Origin of the sequence: Rothia sp. HMSC069C03 (genome assembly GCF_001811075.1) — a bacterium.
GTDB classification, from domain to species: domain Bacteria; phylum Actinomycetota; class Actinomycetes; order Actinomycetales; family Micrococcaceae; genus Rothia; species Rothia mucilaginosa.
Genome location: NZ_KZ627133.1, coordinates 129682 through 147091, shown reverse-complemented (window position 1 = coordinate 147091; position 17410 = coordinate 129682). Strand labels below are relative to the sequence as shown.

The 17410-nt window shown below is 61.1% G+C and carries 13 protein-coding genes; 11 read left to right on the top strand and 2 right to left on the bottom strand.

All coding sequences use genetic code 11. The features are described 5' to 3' along the window. Positions 1 to 70: 70 nt before the first annotated feature. Entirely contained in the window at positions 71 to 1765 is a 1695-nt protein-coding gene (locus HMPREF2779_RS01895; protein WP_233992193.1) for a serine/threonine protein kinase, read from the bottom strand. 249 nt (positions 1766 to 2014) lie between these two features. Between HMPREF2779_RS01895 and HMPREF2779_RS01890 the strand changes: the two genes are divergently transcribed. Next, on the top strand, positions 2015 to 2383 hold the full coding sequence (locus HMPREF2779_RS01890; protein ID WP_005506572.1) for an Rv2175c family DNA-binding protein: 369 nt from the start codon (positions 2015 to 2017) through the stop codon (positions 2381 to 2383). Positions 2384 to 2509: 126 nt separating this feature from the next. Here HMPREF2779_RS01890 and HMPREF2779_RS01885 read toward each other — a convergent pair whose 3' ends face one another. After that, complete coding sequence (locus HMPREF2779_RS01885; protein WP_105360681.1) at positions 2510 to 3742, bottom strand: polyprenyl synthetase family protein; 1233 nt, start codon at positions 3740 to 3742, stop codon at positions 2510 to 2512. Between the two features lie 185 nt (positions 3743 to 3927). Here HMPREF2779_RS01885 and dinB point away from each other — a divergent pair, with 185 nt between their 5' ends. From dinB to murD, 10 genes are all read left to right on the top strand, one after another. Then, positions 3928 to 5310, top strand: a complete 1383-nt coding sequence (gene dinB, locus HMPREF2779_RS01880) for a DNA polymerase IV (RefSeq protein ID WP_105360680.1) — start codon at positions 3928 to 3930, stop codon at positions 5308 to 5310. Between the two features lie 247 nt (positions 5311 to 5557). Further along, entirely contained in the window at positions 5558 to 5959 is a 402-nt protein-coding gene (locus tag HMPREF2779_RS01875) for a DUF3040 domain-containing protein (protein ID WP_005506566.1), read from the top strand. A 512-nt stretch (positions 5960 to 6471) separates the two neighbouring features. Next, positions 6472 to 6903: a division/cell wall cluster transcriptional repressor MraZ gene (gene mraZ / locus HMPREF2779_RS01870; RefSeq protein ID WP_105360679.1), complete on the top strand. Its 432-nt coding sequence runs from the start codon at positions 6472 to 6474 to the stop codon at positions 6901 to 6903. Between the two features lie 109 nt (positions 6904 to 7012). Next, the gene (gene rsmH / locus HMPREF2779_RS01865; RefSeq protein ID WP_105360678.1) at positions 7013 to 8077 is read left to right on the top strand and encodes a 16S rRNA (cytosine(1402)-N(4))-methyltransferase RsmH; all 1065 of its coding nucleotides are present in this window, start codon (positions 7013 to 7015) and stop codon (positions 8075 to 8077) included. 20 nt (positions 8078 to 8097) lie between these two features. Further along, complete coding sequence (locus HMPREF2779_RS01860) at positions 8098 to 9087, top strand: cell division protein FtsL (RefSeq protein ID WP_105360677.1); 990 nt, start codon at positions 8098 to 8100, stop codon at positions 9085 to 9087. 62 nt (positions 9088 to 9149) lie between these two features. Next, the gene (locus HMPREF2779_RS01855) at positions 9150 to 11015 is read left to right on the top strand and encodes a peptidoglycan D,D-transpeptidase FtsI family protein (protein WP_105360676.1); all 1866 of its coding nucleotides are present in this window, start codon (positions 9150 to 9152) and stop codon (positions 11013 to 11015) included. 168 nt (positions 11016 to 11183) lie between these two features. Further along, positions 11184 to 12929: a Mur ligase family protein gene (locus HMPREF2779_RS01850; RefSeq protein WP_105360675.1), complete on the top strand. Its 1746-nt coding sequence runs from the start codon at positions 11184 to 11186 to the stop codon at positions 12927 to 12929. Continuing rightward, positions 12922 to 14541 carry a UDP-N-acetylmuramoyl-tripeptide--D-alanyl-D-alanine ligase gene (gene murF / locus HMPREF2779_RS01845; RefSeq protein ID WP_070674995.1) on the top strand — a complete coding sequence of 540 codons (1620 nt, stop codon included), beginning with the start codon at positions 12922 to 12924 and terminating at the stop codon, positions 14539 to 14541. Before HMPREF2779_RS01850 ends, murF begins: the two co-directional genes overlap by 8 nt. 6 nt (positions 14542 to 14547) lie before the next feature. Beyond that, positions 14548 to 15753: a phospho-N-acetylmuramoyl-pentapeptide-transferase gene (mraY, locus tag HMPREF2779_RS01840; protein WP_105360674.1), complete on the top strand. Its 1206-nt coding sequence runs from the start codon at positions 14548 to 14550 to the stop codon at positions 15751 to 15753. Further along, positions 15753 to 17339, top strand: a complete 1587-nt coding sequence (gene murD, locus HMPREF2779_RS01835) for a UDP-N-acetylmuramoyl-L-alanine--D-glutamate ligase (RefSeq protein ID WP_070687142.1) — start codon at positions 15753 to 15755, stop codon at positions 17337 to 17339. Before mraY ends, murD begins: the two co-directional genes overlap by 1 nt. The last annotated feature ends 71 nt before the right edge of the window (positions 17340 to 17410 follow it).

The following is a 17410-nucleotide window of genomic DNA, read 5'->3' as shown; positions in this document are numbered from 1 at the left end:
CACTCATCGTGAATGAAGACCCGGGCCTTGCGTTTAACCTGCGCGCGGCACAAAAACGGCGCGGCGGGTGCTAGAAGGTCAGGAACGCCTCAATATTGCGCCACCACTGCGACTGCACCAGCGAGGTCGCAAGCCACCAACCGGTAAAGCTCGAACCCATGCCCAACAGAATCAGCGCCAGAGCCCAACCGCCCACCGCCATACCGGAGGGCGGGGTCCTAAACTGCTTGGCGGGTAGGCGAGGATCCTTCTGCGAAGACTGCTCGGACTCCTGAGAAGAAGCGCTCTCATCAGCTTCTGAAGCCTCAGTTGCGTTTGCTGAGCCCTTAGACTTCGAACGACGCGTACCGGAAGGACTCAACGAACGCTCCGCATGAATTGGGGCGTACTCGCCATGAGCTGAGATGAACTCCTGCTCTGTTTGTGGACCAATACCGACGGACTGAGTCTGCGGGCTCTTCGCGCCCGCACGACGGTCAAGGAAAGAACCCAAACCGCGCTTAGCGGACTTCTTGCCCTTCTCCGGCTCGCCCTCAGAATCCTCGTCATAGGGAGCGGAACTGACCAGCGGCGGAATACCCTGGCGGTTTAGCACCGAGTCCTCAGCGTCAACGTCGGCAAGGTGCACACCCTGACCAGCCGCCGATGCGTCGTACACGAGGCTGTCGGGGGAGTAGACATCGTAGACCAGCAGATCGCGGGCATCGCTAAACGCACTAATCGGGGTGTTACGCACCATCTGCGCGGCACCGCTACGCTCCGCAATATCGGCAACAGCCTCCCAGAGGGGAAGCTCCGGCTCCGGGCACGAGGGGGCACGCCAAGCACGCTCGGACTCACCCAGTGACTCAGAAATCTCCAGCAGGGCAGTGAACAGCTCGGTCGCATCCTCGGGACGGGCGTGAGGCTGCTTGCGGGTACACCACGAAATCAGCCCCGCAATATCGCGGTCCGCACCCGGCGCCACATCGGTCAGGGCGGGCATCTCAATGTTGGCGTTGTGGTAGAGCACCTGCTGGTCATTTTCCAAACCCACAAAGGGCAGACGACCCGAAAGCATGCGGTACATCATCACACCGAGCGCAAAAATATCAGCCTGCGCGCCGACCTTCACCTTTGGATCCAGGACCTCCGGCGCAACGTAGGCGGGGGTGCCCATGGGTGCGCCCGCATCCACCTGATCGTCACGGCGGGAAAGACCAAAGTCCGTGAGCTTCACCTGACCGTTAGCGTCGAGAAGAATATTGCCCGGCTTAATATCGCCGTGCAGGTAGCGGTTCGCGTGCACCTCCGAGAGCGCCTCCACCACCGGAATGAGAATATCCAGAGCCTCACCCAGGGACAGGGCATTACGCACACGCAACAGCTGGCTCAGGGTGCAACCGTGCACATACTCCAAGACGATGTACATGACCATCTCGCCCGAAAAATATTCGGTACCCGAAGAAATCACACCCACCGTATGCCCGCCGCCGCCCACCTGGCGCATCGAACGCTCTTCACGGTGGAATTTCTGGCGGTTCGCCGCATCCTTCGCCAGGGTGGGGGAGAGGACCTTGAGCGCGACCGGGTTATTCGACCACAGGTCCAGCGCATAATAGACCTCGCTCATGCCGCCGCGGCCAATGAGCGAACCCACCTGGTAATGACCCTCAATAATGGCGCCACTGAGCCACTGCGAAGAACCGATAGCGGTATCCGGGGCAGCGGGGCGAGTGGCGGGAGGAATAGAAGTCTTTGAAGAAGAGGAAGCTTGGGGGTTCACGGGAGAAGTCCGGCGTGGGCTGGGAGTATTCATACGTTCCCTCATTTTAGCCCGCCCACCTGGACAGAAGCGATGCCAAAGGGAGCCGAGCAGGTGAACACTCAGCGAATTCTTAAGAAGTGCCGATGGCTCCGCACCCAGCTCAAGAACCGCCGGCAACGCGAAAAAAGGAAAGGTGCGCAGGAGAGCTCCCGCTCCAGATGCGGGTCAAAAGTGGTAAATACGTGCCAGCTCTGGCACTCTTAAAAGGTGACTAACGAAAATATTGCTCAGACCTTCGCCCTCGTCGGCGATTGGGTAACTATCCCCGAAATTGCGCAGGCACTCGACCTGAAGGTGACCCGCGTTCACAACCTGATTTCTGACGGTACGCTCATCGCGCTGCGCGACCCGGAAACCAACGTGCGCAAGGTACCCGCACTGTTCATGAACGGTTCGCGAGTACTCGAATCCCTCAAGGGCACCCTCGCTGTCCTGAAGGACTCCGGCTTCAGCGATGAAGAAGCTATCGTGTGGCTGTACACCAGCGACGAGTCCCTGCCCGGCCGCCCCATTGACGCACTGATTGACGGTCGTAAGACTGAAATCCGTCGCCGTGCGCAGGCACTGGCTTGGTAATCTGGCTTGGTAATAGCGGCTCAGAACTATAGCTAAATACGTTGAGGCGGCATACTTCGGTATGCCGCCTCAACTTGTTTAACGTTTTAACTGTGTTGAACCTCTACGCCTTGCGACGTAGCGCATCTATGCCTTGCGACGCAGTGCACGGCCCACGATATCGGTCAGTGCCGTATGCGTCAGCTCGTCCAGGTTCATCGCCTCCAGCGCCTCAAACACAGCCTGAGACTTCTGCTCAATCAGCTGCTCATGCTTGGCGAAAGCGCCCGAAGAAACCATCAGATCGCGGATGCGCTCCACCTGCTCATCGCTCAGCTCGGGGTTGCCCAGGCTATCGTGCAGGAGTGCCGCATCGCTCTCAGAAATAGCGGCGGAGGTGAGCGCCACCAGCACGGTACGCTTACCCTCACGCAGGTCATCGCCAGCGGGTTTACCGGTCACCTCGGGCTGGCCGAAGACACCCAGCTCGTCATCACGCAGCTGGAAACCCTCACCCAGCGGCAGGCCGAACGCACGGTAACCGGCAAGTACCGGGTGCTGCTCGCTCACGGCACTTGCACCGCTCTCCAGCACGGCAGCCTGCAGAGCCAGAGCACCACCAATCGTGAAGGGGTGCTCGCACGAGTACTTGGCGGACTTGAAACGAATCACGTTCAGGGCACGCTGCAGAGCCGCCTGAGCGTCCTCGGTTTCGAGAACCTCGGAGTAGACGTCCAGGTACTGACCCGCCAGAACTTCGGTGCGCATCCGGTCAAAAATAGTGCGCGCAGGAGCGCCATAAATCGCTCCCTCACCCAGGGACGCGAAAACCTCGGCAGACCACGCCAGGGTCAGGTCGCCGGCAAGAATACCGCCGGTCAGACCGTAGTTGAAAGCATCACCGCGCCAACTATTCTGCTCGTGCGCCGCCTCGAAACGCTTGTGCACGGAGGGAGCGCCACGGCGGGTATCGGAGCGGTCGATAATGTCGTCGTGAATCAGTGCGGAGGTCTGGAACAGCTCCACCGCCATGCCGGCCTTCACAATAGACCAGGACGCGCGGTTCTTGGTTACGGGTGTGCCACCGGCACCTCGCCAACCCCAGTAGCTCAGCAGGGCACGCAGGCGCTTGCCGCCGGTGGAGAGGGATTCAATAGCCTCCAGCAGGGGTAGAGTCTCAGCAGAGATGCCCTCGAGTAGCTCGCGCTGGCGGGTAAAAAACTCAGCCATGAGGGTGTCAAAAGCGTGCAGGTAGGCTCGCTGCTCTTCAGCAATACGCTCAGCGAGGTGCGCAGAAGCCGCCGGGATATTCGGTGCCGCTACGGTGAGGCTCTCGGTCGCCTGGGGAGTGGGTGCTCCGGAAGGAGAAGGGGGAGTCATACTATCCTCGCTGATGGTCGCTGTGTACGGTCCTGATGCGGTGCGGTGTGCACTTCTTCTAGCTTAGTGGAGAAAAGCCCAAGAGAACGCATTTACGAACACGTTTACGATATATTACCCCTATTATTCGTAGAAATGTGCTATATTTTCGGTAGGTGGGCGTAGAAGCTATGAGAGGAGGCGACATGGGGCAGACGCGAACCGGCAAGAACAGCGGCGCAAGGAACGGCCGCGTCATTATGCACCTGGACATGGACGCCTTCTTCGTCAACGTCGAACTCCTCGAAAACCCCGCTCTGCGTGGCGAGCCCATTATCGTGGCGCCCCTGGGCCCCCGCTCGGTCGTCTGTTCAGCCTCCTACGAGGCGCGCGCCCACGGAGTACGCTCCGGCATGCCGCTCAGCCGCGCCCAAAACCTCAGCCCCAACGCCACCGTCCTGCCGCTGCGCGGCGACTACCGGCACTACTCCCGCGCCGTCATGGCAATCCTGAACGACCTGAGCCCCTACGTGGAACAGGTCAGCGTGGACGAAGCCTTCGTGGATCTGACCGGCGCCTACCTGCACGGCCAAGACCCCGTCGCCCTGGCACAGCGCGCTCGCGACCGCATCGCACAGGAGCTCTCCCTGCCCTCCTCGGCGGGGGTTGCTCCCAATAAGCTACTCGCCAAAATGGCATCCACCGGTAGCAAGCCGAACGGGCTGTGGGTTATTCCGCCCGAGCGCGTTCAAGAATTTCTTGACCCGAGAAAAGTCTCCGACCTGTGGGGAGTGGGCGCGAAAAGTACCGAGCAGCTCTCCCGATACGGTATTCACACCATCGCCCAGATGAGGTCCATGAGCCTGGACTGGCTCAAAGAACGCTTCGGCACTGCCCAGGGTGAGCACCTCTGGGCCATGGCGCGCGGTATTGACGAACGGCCCGTGGTTACCGAACGCGAAGAGAAAAGCATGGGTGGCGAGCACACCTTCGAGACGGATACGACCGATGCCCAGGAGGTTAGTGCTGCTATTCGGGAGCTGAGCCTCAAGCTGGGAAAGCGCTTGCGTGCCGCCGGGAAACTCGCCGGAGGGCTCAGCCTCAAAATCCGCTACAGCACCTTCGAAACGCACACCCGCGCTATCCCCCTAAACGTGCCCGTGGACTCCGGTATGCAGATTGCTTCCCTGGCTCTGGAAGCCCTGCGAGCCGATGAAATTCTGGTGGGTCAGGAGGCGCCACGCGCCCTGCGGCTCATCGGAGTGCGCGCCGAAAAGCTCGCCCGCACCGAAGACGGGGTGCAACAAACCCTCTTCGACTCCATCGAGAGCGGGGCAAACCCACGCTCTGCACAAACCGCCTCAGCACAAACCGCTTCCTCACAACGAGGCGGCGGGGGAGCGGACAATAGCCCGCAGAACGGTACTCGCTCGGGAGCTGGCGCTCACTCGGGGTCCGGTGCCCGCCTCGTGAAGAGCGGCAGATGGTCCGAGGTTGAGCACGTCATGGACGCCATTCATCGCAAGTACTCGCAGGAAAGCCTCAAACCAGCCTCCGGGGTGGCGGTGCCGGATCAAAAGGCCGAGTAAACGGCTGAGTAAAAGGCTGTGCAAAAGACTGAGGGAGGGAAGAGGGGAAGCATCGCAGAAAGAGTAGCGCCCTCCATAGAAGACCTTAAGGTACTTCTGCCTGAAAAAGAATGCGCCAACCCCACCCGGCGGGGTACGATGGGAAGCGTACGACGGGAAGAAGCGCTCACCGCGCCAGCTGGTACACCAGCTAACCCTGCTGATACGAACGTCATCTTGAGTAGAGACACCTCAAAGGAGAAAAACGATGGCACTGTCCGAGCGTGAACAGAAGGTTCTGGACCAGCTCGAAGAACTCATGAGCAATGAGGATCCGCACTTTGCCTCCTCCATGTCCTCAACTGGCAATACTGCGCCGGTCTTTAGTGCTCGCCACCTGGCTCTCGGTATTCTCTTCGTTCTTATCGGTCTGGGCATCATTATCGGTGCGGTCGCATCTAATATGATCTGGCTGGGCGTATTCGGCTTCCTCTTCGCAGCGGGTGGCGTGTACTTTGCGACCACCAGCAAGAAGACCCCGGTCGACTCCTTCCTTGGCGGTAAGGCAGAGGGCGCAGCTCGCGTGCGTCAGCGCGAGCAGAAGGAACGGTCTTCCTTCATGAACCGCCTCGAAGACCGCTGGGACGAGCGTAATAACGGTCAGTTCTAGAGCATTCAGGACGCAGAAACTTTGCGGCCTAGCTTTTAGGGCTGCCCCCGATGCGAACATCTCAAAACTCAAGACCGATCAAGCGGAGGTAAGAATTCTCTTACCTCCGCTTTCTCGTGCCCATTTTATGCCCCAAGTTCCGGGCGCCGGGCGTTACGCCCCGAACCATGGACATACCTGAGCCTCTTCGAAGTAGGCAATCTGAGGGCGGCACGCTGAGCAGGAGCACACCCGAAGCTGTGCAGAAGATATGCGTAAGCGTTAAAAATGCAGAAGAGAGCATAAAAACACTAAAAGATACTCTGCCGGGTGGGGTAGGTGGTGGAAAGTGGGGTAAAGTGGAGGGGAAAGCTGAAAGTCAGTCCTATCGTCGTGCCCTCAAGCAACCGACGAAGGTGCAGGGCCCGGCACACCCCGCCACCGGCACCTACAGGATTCGTGGAGCAACCACGCTCCCGCAGGCTTCAGCACATCGGCACACATCAGGGGCACACATCGGGGAGGTGAAGTGAATGTTCTTAGGTACCTACTCACCACGAATGGACGCCAAAGGACGCATCATTCTTCCCGCCAAATTCCGTGAGGAACTCTCAGCAGGCCTCGTTCTGACCCGCGGTCAAGAACGATGCCTGTACGTTTTCCCCGCCGCAGAATTTGAACGCATCCACGAACGGATGCGCACCGCGCCCCTGCCGGGACGAGCCGCCCGAGACTTCCTGCGAGTCTTCCTCTCAGGAGCCTCAGACGAACTGCCTGACAAGCAGGGACGCATCACCATCCCGCCGATACTGCGCCAATACGCAGGACTGACCGACAACCTCGTCGTCATCGGATCCGGTACCCGCGCAGAAATCTGGGACGCCGCAGCCTGGGAAGAATACCTCGTCCGCACCGAAGCTGAATTTGCCTCCCTCGACGAGGACCCGTTCAGTCCGCTACTCTAACCGGCATCCCGCCGGTGCGACGGCTACCGCCCTGGCATCTCTAGCACCCGCACCACTCTTCCGTAAGCCTTCCCAGCCTTCCGCAGGACAAACTCTCACAGGAGCACCCATGAGCGTAGACCACGCCCCCGAAACCGGTACGACCGCATCCGGCGCTGCCACCAAGGTCACCGGCGCATCCATTGAGAACCTCTCCCAGCGTGAAGCCAGCGAACGCCACGTGCCCGTGATGCTGGACCGCTGCATTAACCTGCTGGCACCCGGCATTGAACGCGCCGTTGAGGAGCGCGGCACCGCCTACGTTATTGACGGCACCCTCGGTATGGGGGGCCACTCCGAGGCGCTGCTTGAACGCTTCGAAAACCTTGTGCTGATTGGCATTGACCGCGATCTGCAGGCACACGCCATCGCCGGTGAACGCCTGTCACGCTTCGGTGATCGCTTCGTACCCGTCCACGCCGTCTACGATGAAATTGACCGCGCCATGGAAACTGCCGGCGTGCAGGGCATCGACGGCATCCTGATGGACCTGGGTGTCTCCTCCATGCAGCTGGACGAACGCACCCGCGGCTTCGCATACTCCTACGACGCGCCCCTGGACATGCGCATGAACTCCGAAGACGAGCTCACCGCCCGCATCGTCGTCAACGAATACAGCGAAGATCAGCTGCGCCGCATTATCCGCAACTGGGGCGAAGAGAAGTTCGCGTCGCGTATCGCCCGCGCCATCTGCACCGCCCGAGCCAACGCACCCCTGGAAACCACCGGTGAGCTCGTGCGCATTATCCAGAAGGCTGTGCCCGTCGCCGCGCAGCGTACCGGCGGTCACCCCGCCAAGCGCACCTTCCAGGCGTTGCGCATCGAAGTGAACCACGAACTGGAAGCCCTCGAACGCGCCGTACCGGCAGCCTTGGAGGCGCTCAACCTCGGCGGCCGATTCGTCGCCATGAGCTACCACAGCCTCGAAGACAAGATCGTCAAGAGGGCGCTGACCGCAGAGGCAACCTCCAAAGCACCCAAGGGCTTCCCGGTAGAGCTTGAAGAGCACAAGCCCACCGTCAAAATCATTACCCGCGGCGCAGAACCGCCTACCGACGAGGAAATCGAACAGAACTCTCGCGCCGCCAGCGCCAAGCTGCGCGCCGCCGAGAAGATCCGCATCCCCGCCAAGTAGAAGACAGAAAGCGAAGAAGAGTGAGCACCCAGCACGCATCCCAGCGCCCCACCCGCACCCAGGGCGCCCCGCGGAGTCGACGCGCCGGTTCCTCGCGCCCTGCCGCCGGCACCCCCGGCGCCGTTGGCTCTACCCGCGCATCCTCTACAAGTGGCTCCACCGGGGCGAGCCGCGCCTCCACCCGAGCCCACTCCGGTCGCACCCGCACCGCGCGTCTGGAGCCGGTCACCGCCTCCCAGCCGGTGGTCCGCCCCGTCAGCACCGCAGCATCGCACGGCGGTAAGCGAACCTCGACGAATGCGAGCCGTGTGCCCTCGAGCGTTCGTGCGGCAGCCCGCACCGAAGAGCCCCGCGAGGAGAAGCCGAAGTCGCGTCACCCGCTCTCGACGGTGCGCCGCCGAGCCCGTAAGCTCAGCCCGCCGACTATGCTCGCTGTTTTTGCAGCAATCCCGCTGACCCTGGTCTTTATTCTGCTACTCAATGTGCTGATTGTGACCCGCCAGTACGACATGGTGGATTTGCGCGCGCAGGAGCAACAGCTTGTGCAGGAAAACCAGGCGCTGCAACAGGAGATTGGCTTCAAGGAAGCCCCGCAGGACCTGGCGGTTCGAGCAAGCACTCTTGGCATGTTTGTGAGCTCTTCGCAGGCGACCCTGAACCTACAGTCCTCCACGATTGAGGGCACTCCCGCCCCGGTGGCAAGTCCGACCGGTGTTGAGGGAAGCAAGCAGGAGAACCTGATTCCGCCTCCGGCAGCTGGCTCGAACGAAAGCTACGCCAAGAGCATTGTGGATGCGGACAAGTCCGTCCAGCAACGCCACGGCCAGGCGAGCGCTACGGCAAAGGTATCTGCAAGCGCCTCGGCAAGCCCCGCGCAGCAGGCTAACCCCGCTCAGCAGGCCAACCCTGCACCGAGCGCGCCTGCTAGCCCGGCTGCTTCCGCCGCCCCGAGCGCCGCTCAGCAGTCCAGCCCTGCCGCTAGCCCCGCGGCAAGCCAGCCCGCACGATAAACAACATTGACCACAGGATGCGTAGCATCACCGATAGACTAGACCAGCGAAAGGACCACCGCATGAGCTCCGACGCGCGTAAGAACGCGAACGAATCGGCATCCGGTCAGCCGGATCTGACCCGCCGTGGCTTCGTCGCAGGCGCCGCAGCCACCTGCGCTCTGGGCGTTATCGGTGCGAACCTGTTTATCCGCCAGGGCTTTGACCCCGGTGCGGTGGCGAATGCGTCCCGTCAGAAGCGTCTGCGCTCGCAGGTGCTGCCTGCTGTGCGTGGCCAGATTCTCGATATCAACGGTAACGTTATGGCGCGTACCGTGCAGCGTTATAACCTGACCGCAGATCAGAGCGCCGTGGCGACCTTTAAGCGTTACAACGAGGACCGCACCCAGAAGATTGAGGTCACCCCCAACCAGCTGGTGTACGAGATGGTCGATATTCTCAAGACCGTTGACCCGGGCATTACCGATGAGTTCATCAAGTCCAAGCTGGACGGCACCTCCAAGTACTCGGTGATTAAGGCAAATATCACCCCGGAAATTTTCAATAAGATTGATGCTCTGGGTGCGCCCTTCATCTACGGTGAGGCATTCTCCCAGCGCCTGTACCCCAACGGTAGTGTGGGTGGCTCCGTGGTCGGCAAGTACAACATTGTTGAAGAGGCTGACGGCAACGGCAAGGGCGGCACGGTGTCCCGTAACTTCTCGGTGGGCATTGAGCGTGTCTTCGAGAAGGAGCTTGCCGGTACCCCCGGTGAGCGCACCTATGAGATTAGTGCTGATGGTGTGCGTATCCCCGTGGCGAAGGAAGAGCAGCGCCTGGCGGTGGACGGTAAGAATATTCGTCTGACCATTAACCGTGATGTGCAGTATTTTGCGCAGCAGGTGGTACGTGCTCGCGCTGAGGAGCTGAAGGCTGAATGGTGTACCGCCATTGTTATGGATGTGCGTGACGGCTCCATTTTGGCTCTCGCTGATTCCTCTACGATGGACCCGGGTGCGGCAACCATTGAGGATGCTGCGGATATGACTCCGCGCGCTATTTCGCAGAACGTGGAGCCCGGTTCGACCGAGAAGATGCTGACTTCTTCGGCGCTGATTGAGCAGGGCCTGACGACTCCAACTAGTGTGTATGATGTGCCCGCGACCCTCACGATTGACGGCCAGACTTTCAAGGACGCGTTTGAGCACGGGGCGCAGAAGCGCACTTTCTCGGGCATTATTACTGACTCGATGAACACCGGTACGGTGCTGGTCGGTCAGAAGCTCAGCAAGGAAGAGCGCTACAACTGGTTGAAGAAGTATGGTGTTGGTGAGTTTACCGGCATTGAGCTGACCGGTGAGGAGCAGGGCCTGATTGCTGATTGGCGTGATTGGGACGGCCGTCAGCAGTACACGGTGCTGTTTGGTCAGGGCGTTGCGCAGACTCCGCTGCAGACCGCAATGATTTTCCAGGCGCTGGGCAATAAAGGTGTTCGTCTGAAGCCGCGCATTGTGGACGCGATCATTGACGCCGACGGTACCGAACATAAGCGTGCCGTGGAGCCTGGCGAACGCATGGTGAGCGAGCAGACCGCCGCCTCCTGCCTGACTCTCATGGAGAACGTGGTGGAGCAGGGCCATGCCCGCCCCGCGAAGGTGACTGGCTACCGCGTGGGCGGTAAGACCGGTACTGCGGAAGCTCCGAGTGAGAAGGGTGGCTATGACGGCAACACGACGTCCTTTGTTGGTGTGGCGCCGATTGAGAACCCGCAGTTCTTGGTGGCGGTGACCATGCAGCGTCCTGAGGGTAGCGTGGGTACGAACGGTACGACGGCTGAGTTCTCCAAGATTATGGAGAAGACTCTGCACACCTATAATGTGCCGCGTTCTACCGGCGAACCGGAGTTGATTCCGCTTTTTGCTGAGGACAGCCCCAATAAGACGAGCTAAAGGCAAGCGGGGGAGAGGTGCCCGGTAGCTGATTCGTGATGAAGAAGCCCCGGCACTGAACACCTGTCGAAGCCTAAAGACCGTAGAATATTGAATGACCCTGTGTGCCTTGAGCGCATTGACCATACAGAGCTCACCGCTTCGGACAGCGGAGAGGAAAGAAGGACGATGGATACCGCATCTCACGCACCCGGCCAGAACCTGCTGGGCGGCGACGCTCAGACTCTGCGCCCGAATTCTGTGCACCCGGTGAGTTTGGCGCACCTTCGCGAACATCTGCAGGGCTTGGGCGCTCAGATGAGTTCCCAGCCGGCTAGTGGCGTTCAGGGCTCCGAATCCGGTGATTCTGTTGAGGTCACCGGTATTAGCATGGACTCCCGAGGCGTGCGCCCGCAGGACCTGTACGTGGCTCTGCCCGGTGCGAAGGTGCACGGTGCGCAGTTTGCTGAGGCTGCGTTGAAGCTGGGTGCTTCCGCTATTTTGACGGATGCTGCCGGTGCACAGCTGCTGGGTGAGGCGCCGGTGCCTGTCCTGGTGACTGAGAACCTGCGCGAGTATGTCGGTCCGTTGGCTGCGCTGATTTATGGTTCGGCGTCGTTCCCCGCTACCCACCGTTACGCGGTGACCGGTACGAACGGTAAGACCACCTCCACCTATATGCTGGAGTCGGTGTTCCGCACCGGCCTGGGTGTGAAGACCGGTCTGATTGGCACGATTCAGATTCTGATTGATGGTGTGTCGGTTCCTTCGAAGATGACCACCCCGGAGTCTCCTCACGTGCATTCTCTGCTGACGATTATGGGTCAGCATCAGGTGCGTTGCGCGGCGATGGAGGTGTCTTCGCACGCGATTGATTACCACCGTGTGGACGGCGTGAAGTACGCGGTTGCTGGCTTTACGAACCTGACCCAGGACCACCTGGACCTGCACGGCACTATGGAGCACTACTTCGACTCGAAGGCTCAGCTGTTCACTCCCGAACGTGCCGAGCTGGCTGTGATTACTGCTGATGACGAATGGGGCGAGAAGATGTTCTCCGCCGCTTGCGAGCAGATGGGTGCGCAGCAGGTGCACCGTCTGGTGACTGCGCGCGGTGCCGGTCTGGCTGAGGTGCCCGCAGAGTTTGGTGCCCGCGACTGGGCTGTGGTGAAGGTTCAGCGTGAGGGCCTGGGCCACCGCTTCCACGTGGCTAATGGTGCCGGTGAGAGCGTTGAATGCTACACCGGTCTGCCCGCTGACTTTAACGTTTCGAATGCCGCGCTGGCGGCTCTCATGGCGTACCTGGACACTGACTCCGCTGAGCGTGAGCGCCTGTTGCCCGAGCTGGCGTCCGGTTCGGTTCTGACTCCGGTGGTGCCGGGTCGTATGCAGCTGATTTCTCTGGCTCCGCACGCGATTGTGGACTTCGCCCACAACCCTGACGGACTGACCCGTGCCCTGGAAGCAATGGACCGCCCCGGCGACGGCAAGGTCATGATTGTTTTCGGCGCGACCGGTGAGCGTGATCAGCTCAAGCGCCCGATTATGGGTGCGATTGCGGCACAGTACGCAGATATTGTGGTTGTGACTGATGACGACCCGCACGGTGAGGCGCCCGAGCCGATTCGTGCCGCCGTTGAGGAGGGCGCGCAGAAGGCTGAGAACCGCCGAGCCACCCAGATCCTGAATATTTCTCCGCGTGCCGCCGCTATTGATGCGGCAATTGCCCTGGCGGGCGAGCATGACGCCATCCTGATTGCTGGCCGCGGCCACGAAACCGAACAGGATGTTGACGGCGTGGATATCGCCCTGGACGACCGCGTTGAAACCGCCCGTGCCCTGCGTGCGCACGGTTTCGAGATTCTGCCTGACTACCAGCGCATGCTCGATGAAAGTGACTCTAAGACCGCTGAAGGTATGGTGAAGAATGATTAAGCTCAGCGCCGCCCAGATTATTGAGGCAACCGGCGGCACCGCTATCGGCCTGGAGGGCCGTGAGGAGCAGGTGTACGCAGACTTCGCCACCACCGACTCCCGTGAGGTGCAGACCGGCACCCTGTTCGTGGCGAAGCCCGGTGCGGTCACTGACGGTCACAGGTTCATCCCCATGGCGTTTGAGAGGGGCGCGACCCTGGCGCTGGTCGAGCGTGAAGTACTCGACGAGCAGGGCGTGCCCTACCCGAGCATCCAGGTGCCCGATGTGGTGCTGGCGATGGGCGATTTGGCGCGCTATTCCATTGAGCAGATGCGCGCTCAGGGTGAGCTGACCGTTATCGGTATTACCGGTTCTGCCGGTAAGACCACCACCAAGGACCTTCTTGCCGCCATTTTCACCCCGGAGGGCCCGACCGTTGCCCCGGTCGGCTCCTACAACAGTGAGGTGGGCGTGCCCCTGACCGTTTTCCGTGCGGATGAGTCCACCCGCTACCTGGTCATTGAGATGGGTGCGGACCGTGTGGGCAACATCGAGTACCTGGCGAATATTGCGCACCCCGATCACGGCGCAATCCTGAAGGTTGGTACCGCGCACGCTGGCGAGTTCGGCGGCGTGGACAATATTGAGCGCACCAAGGGCGAGCTGGCTGAGGGCGTTCAGCCGACCGGCTCCCTGGCTCTGAACGCTGACGATGAGCGCGTGCTGCGCATGGCGTCGCGTTCGGTTGCCCCCATTACCTACTTTGGCGTGGGCGAGAAGACCGACGCGAACGGCCAGCCCTACGAACGCTACGTGGCGGCGCTGAACCTGCGCACCACCGACGCTGGCTGCCCCGAGTTCACTCTGCGCCTGCCCGACGGTAGCGAGTACGAGATCTCCTCGCAGCTGATCGGTGAGCACCACGTGCACAACCTGCTGGCTGCGGCGACAATCGCCTACAACAGCGGTATTTCGGGTGAGAAAATCGCTCGCGCGCTCAACAAGGCGGCGGCGGCTTCGAAGTGGCGTATGGCTCGCACCGACCGCGCTGATGGCGTGACCGTCATTAACGACGCATACAACGCGAACCCCGAGTCGATGGCAGCGGCACTGCGCACTCTGGCGCAGCTGGGCCGCACCGTTGACCCGGCGACCGGTCAGCCGCACCGCACCTGGGCTGTTCTGGGTGCCATGCTGGAGCTCGGTGACGCCTCCGTGGAGGAGCACGACCGCATCGGTCGCCTCGTGGTGCGCATGAACATTTCCAAGCTGATTGCTGTGGGCGACGAGACGAAGCCCATCTACAATGCTGCTCATCTGGAAGGCTCCTGGGGTAATGAGGCGACCTGGGTGAAAACCCCGGAAGAGGCAGAGCAGATCCTGCGCGCCGAGGTTCACCCCGGCGATATTGTGCTCTTCAAGTCCTCGAACGGCGCGAAGCTGGGCATTCTGGGTGACCAGGTTGCTTTCGCCGAGTACACCTTCGGCGCTGAGGAAGAGCAGGCACCGACCTGGCTTTCTGCCGGTGACTTTGTTGAAACCACCGATTTGAGCGACCACCTTGCCGCTCACCTGGACGGTACCGCTAATGGCGACCGTACTTCGACCGAACAGACCACGAACGAAGGGTAGCGCTTTATGATTACCGTGCTGATTGCTGGAATCCTCGGATTCCTCATCTCCCTCACCGCGCTGCCGGTGTTCATCAAGAAGATGAAGTCCCTCAAGCTTGGCCAGCTCATCCGTGAGGAAGGCCCGGCGGCCCACCAGCACAAGGCGGGTACCCCCACCATGGCGGGTCTGATTTTCATCCCCTCGGCGATTCTCGCCTACTTCTTGACCCTTGCGGTGAGCGCCCTGTTCTTCGGTACCGCGCCGGTACCGACCGCTACCGCGTGGCTGACCATCGCCTTCACCCTGGGCATGCTCGGTGTGGGCGCGGCGGACGACATCATGAAGTTCCGCAATAAGGGCAACGAGGGTCTGACCGAGAAGCAGAAGACCATTGGTCTTCTGGGCGTGACCCTGCCCTTCGCGTACCTGGCATTCCAGTTCCCGAACGAGTCGGGTGCTCGTCCGGCGTCGACCGCCATCTCTTTCGTACGTGACCTGCCCATCGATCTGTTCGCGGCGGGCGCGGTCTTCGGCTCCATCCTGCTGGTTGGTTGGATTACCCTCATCTCCCTGTCCGGTACGAACGCGGTGAACTTCACCGATGGTCTGGACGGCCTGGCTGGCGGCATCATGATGACCATCTTCTCCGGCTACCTGACCATCAGCATCTGGCAGTACGTACACGCCTGCTCCGCCGGTGCCGGCACCGCCTGCTACGATGTGCGCGACCCCGGTTCGCTGGCTCTGATTGCCGCATCCCTGGTAGGTTCGCTGGCTGGCTTCCTCTGGTGGAACGTGTCGAAGGCACAGATCTTCATGGGCGACTCCGGTTCCCTGGCGCTCGGTGGCGCAATGGTTGCTTTCGCGCTGTTCACCCGCACCGAACTGCTTCTGCTGGTCATCGCTCTGATTCCCGTGCTGGAAGTGTTCTCTGTGATCGTGCAGAAGTTCGTGTTCAAGACCAGCCGTAAGCGTTCGGTCGCAGCGGGGGAGAAGCCCCTGCATGCGCACCGTTACTTCCGTATGACCCCCTTCCACCACCACATGGAGAAGGTCGGCGTCAACGGCAAGTACTCAATTGATAAGCGAGGCATTGCCCCCGGTACCGTCAGCAGCGGCGAAGTGAACTCCGTGTTCCGCCTCTGGGTTGTTAACGCCCTCTGCGTGCTCGTTGCCCTGGCGCTGTTCTTCGGTGACTGGTTCTCGCAGACTTCTGGAGTGATTCACTAATGTCAACTAATGAACAGCCGGATACAGCTCGCATTGAAGCGAACGCCGCCGCTATTGCGGTGAACCCGGTGTATGAGAACGAGCGCCTCGCGGAGCTGACTCACTGGGGCGCCCCCTGGGCTAACCTGCGTGTGGTCGTGGTGGGCATGGGTACCAGCGGAGACGCTGTGACCGATGTGCTCGCTCAGCTGGGTGCGAAGATTGTTGTCATCGACGGGGCAGATACCCCGGAGAAGCGTGAGCGCATCGACCTGTACGCTAACGCCTACGGCAACGTTGAGGGCCTGTTTGGTCCCGAGCACATGCGCGCACTGCCCCCGGTGGATGGTCAGGAACCCGAGCTTGTGGTAACCTCCCCGGGCCTGCGTCCCGACCACCCGGTCATGCTGGACGCGTATGAGCGTCGCATCCAGATTTGGGGCGATGTGGAGCTGGCGTGGCGCCTGAATGAGCGCAGCGACCGCCCGACCCCCAAGTGGCTGTGCCTAACCGGCACGAACGGCAAGACCACCACCGTGGGCATGGTCGATTCCATCCTGAAGGCTGCCGGTAAGAAGGCTATTCAGGTCGGTAATGTGGGCATGCCCATCGTGTACGCGATTGCCGACGATGAGCCCTACGAGTTCTTCGCGGTGGAGCTGTCGAGCTTCCAGCTGCACTGGACCTACTCGCTGTCCCCGTACGCTTCGGTGGTTCTGAACATTGCTGAGGACCACGTGGACTGGCACGGTTCGTTCGAGTGTTACAAGGCTGATAAGGCTCGCGTGTACGAGCACACTCAGGTTGCCTGCATCTTCAACACCGACCACGTGGACACCCTGCGTATGGTCGAGAACGCGGACGTCATTGAGGGCGCTCGCGCGATTGGTTTCAGCTCCACTGAGATGCCCGCCGTGTCGATGCTCGGCCTGGCTGAGGACATCATGGTGGATCGAGCCTTCCTGAAGAACCGTTACAACGAGGCGTATGAGCTGGCGGTTCTGGAGGATCTCGCTCCGGCACCCGGTAAGATGCCCGCAAAGCACACCGTGGAGAATGCTCTGGCGGCTGCGGCTCTGTGCCGTGCGGCTGATATCGACCCGAAGGCTGTGGGCGCTGGCCTGCGTTCCTTCAAGACCGGTGCACACCGCAACCAGCTGGTGGGTTACGCGAACGACATCATGTGGGTGAACGATTCGAAGGCTACGAATCCTCACGCTGCGAACGCGTCGATGAGCGGCTACCCCTCGCTGGTGTGGATTGCTGGCGGCCTGTCGAAGGGCGTTGAGTACGATGAGCTGATTGCTGCCCACGCGCAGCGTCTGAAGGCTGTGCTGATTATCGGTACCGATACTGCGGCGTTGAAGTCGGCGTTGGCTAACCACGCTCCGCAGGTTCCGACCTACAATATGACCGCCGCTGTGGCTGATTCTTCGGACGGCATTGCCGTGATGAACGCGGCCGTTGCGAAGGCTGCTGAGCTGGCGCATCCGGGCGATACCGTGCTGATGGCTCCCGCGTCTGCGTCGATGGACCAGTTCAAGAATTATGCGGTGCGCGGTGATGCGTTTGCGAACGCTGTCGCCGCCCAGCTGGCTGACTCTTAGGACGCTACCTGCAGGGGGTGTCTCGGGTGACCGGGGCGCTTTCTGCGGGTTCTTCTCGGGGGTGGGATGGT

Coding starts and splice junctions, on each gene's coding strand:
- rsmH (WP_105360678.1), top strand. CDS start 7,013: ATGAGCGTAGACCACGCCCCCGAAACCGGTACGACCGCATCCGGCGCT.
- HMPREF2779_RS01885 (WP_105360681.1), bottom strand. CDS start 3,742: ATGACTCCCCCTTCTCCTTCCGGAGCACCCACTCCCCAGGCGACCGAG.
- dinB (WP_105360680.1), top strand. CDS start 3,928: ATGGGGCAGACGCGAACCGGCAAGAACAGCGGCGCAAGGAACGGCCGC.
- murD (WP_070687142.1), top strand. CDS start 15,753: ATGTCAACTAATGAACAGCCGGATACAGCTCGCATTGAAGCGAACGCC.
- murF (WP_070674995.1), top strand. CDS start 12,922: ATGATTAAGCTCAGCGCCGCCCAGATTATTGAGGCAACCGGCGGCACC.
- mraY (WP_105360674.1), top strand. CDS start 14,548: ATGATTACCGTGCTGATTGCTGGAATCCTCGGATTCCTCATCTCCCTC.
- HMPREF2779_RS01855 (WP_105360676.1), top strand. CDS start 9,150: ATGAGCTCCGACGCGCGTAAGAACGCGAACGAATCGGCATCCGGTCAG.
- mraZ (WP_105360679.1), top strand. CDS start 6,472: ATGTTCTTAGGTACCTACTCACCACGAATGGACGCCAAAGGACGCATC.
- HMPREF2779_RS01850 (WP_105360675.1), top strand. CDS start 11,184: ATGGATACCGCATCTCACGCACCCGGCCAGAACCTGCTGGGCGGCGAC.
- HMPREF2779_RS01875 (WP_005506566.1), top strand. CDS start 5,558: ATGGCACTGTCCGAGCGTGAACAGAAGGTTCTGGACCAGCTCGAAGAA.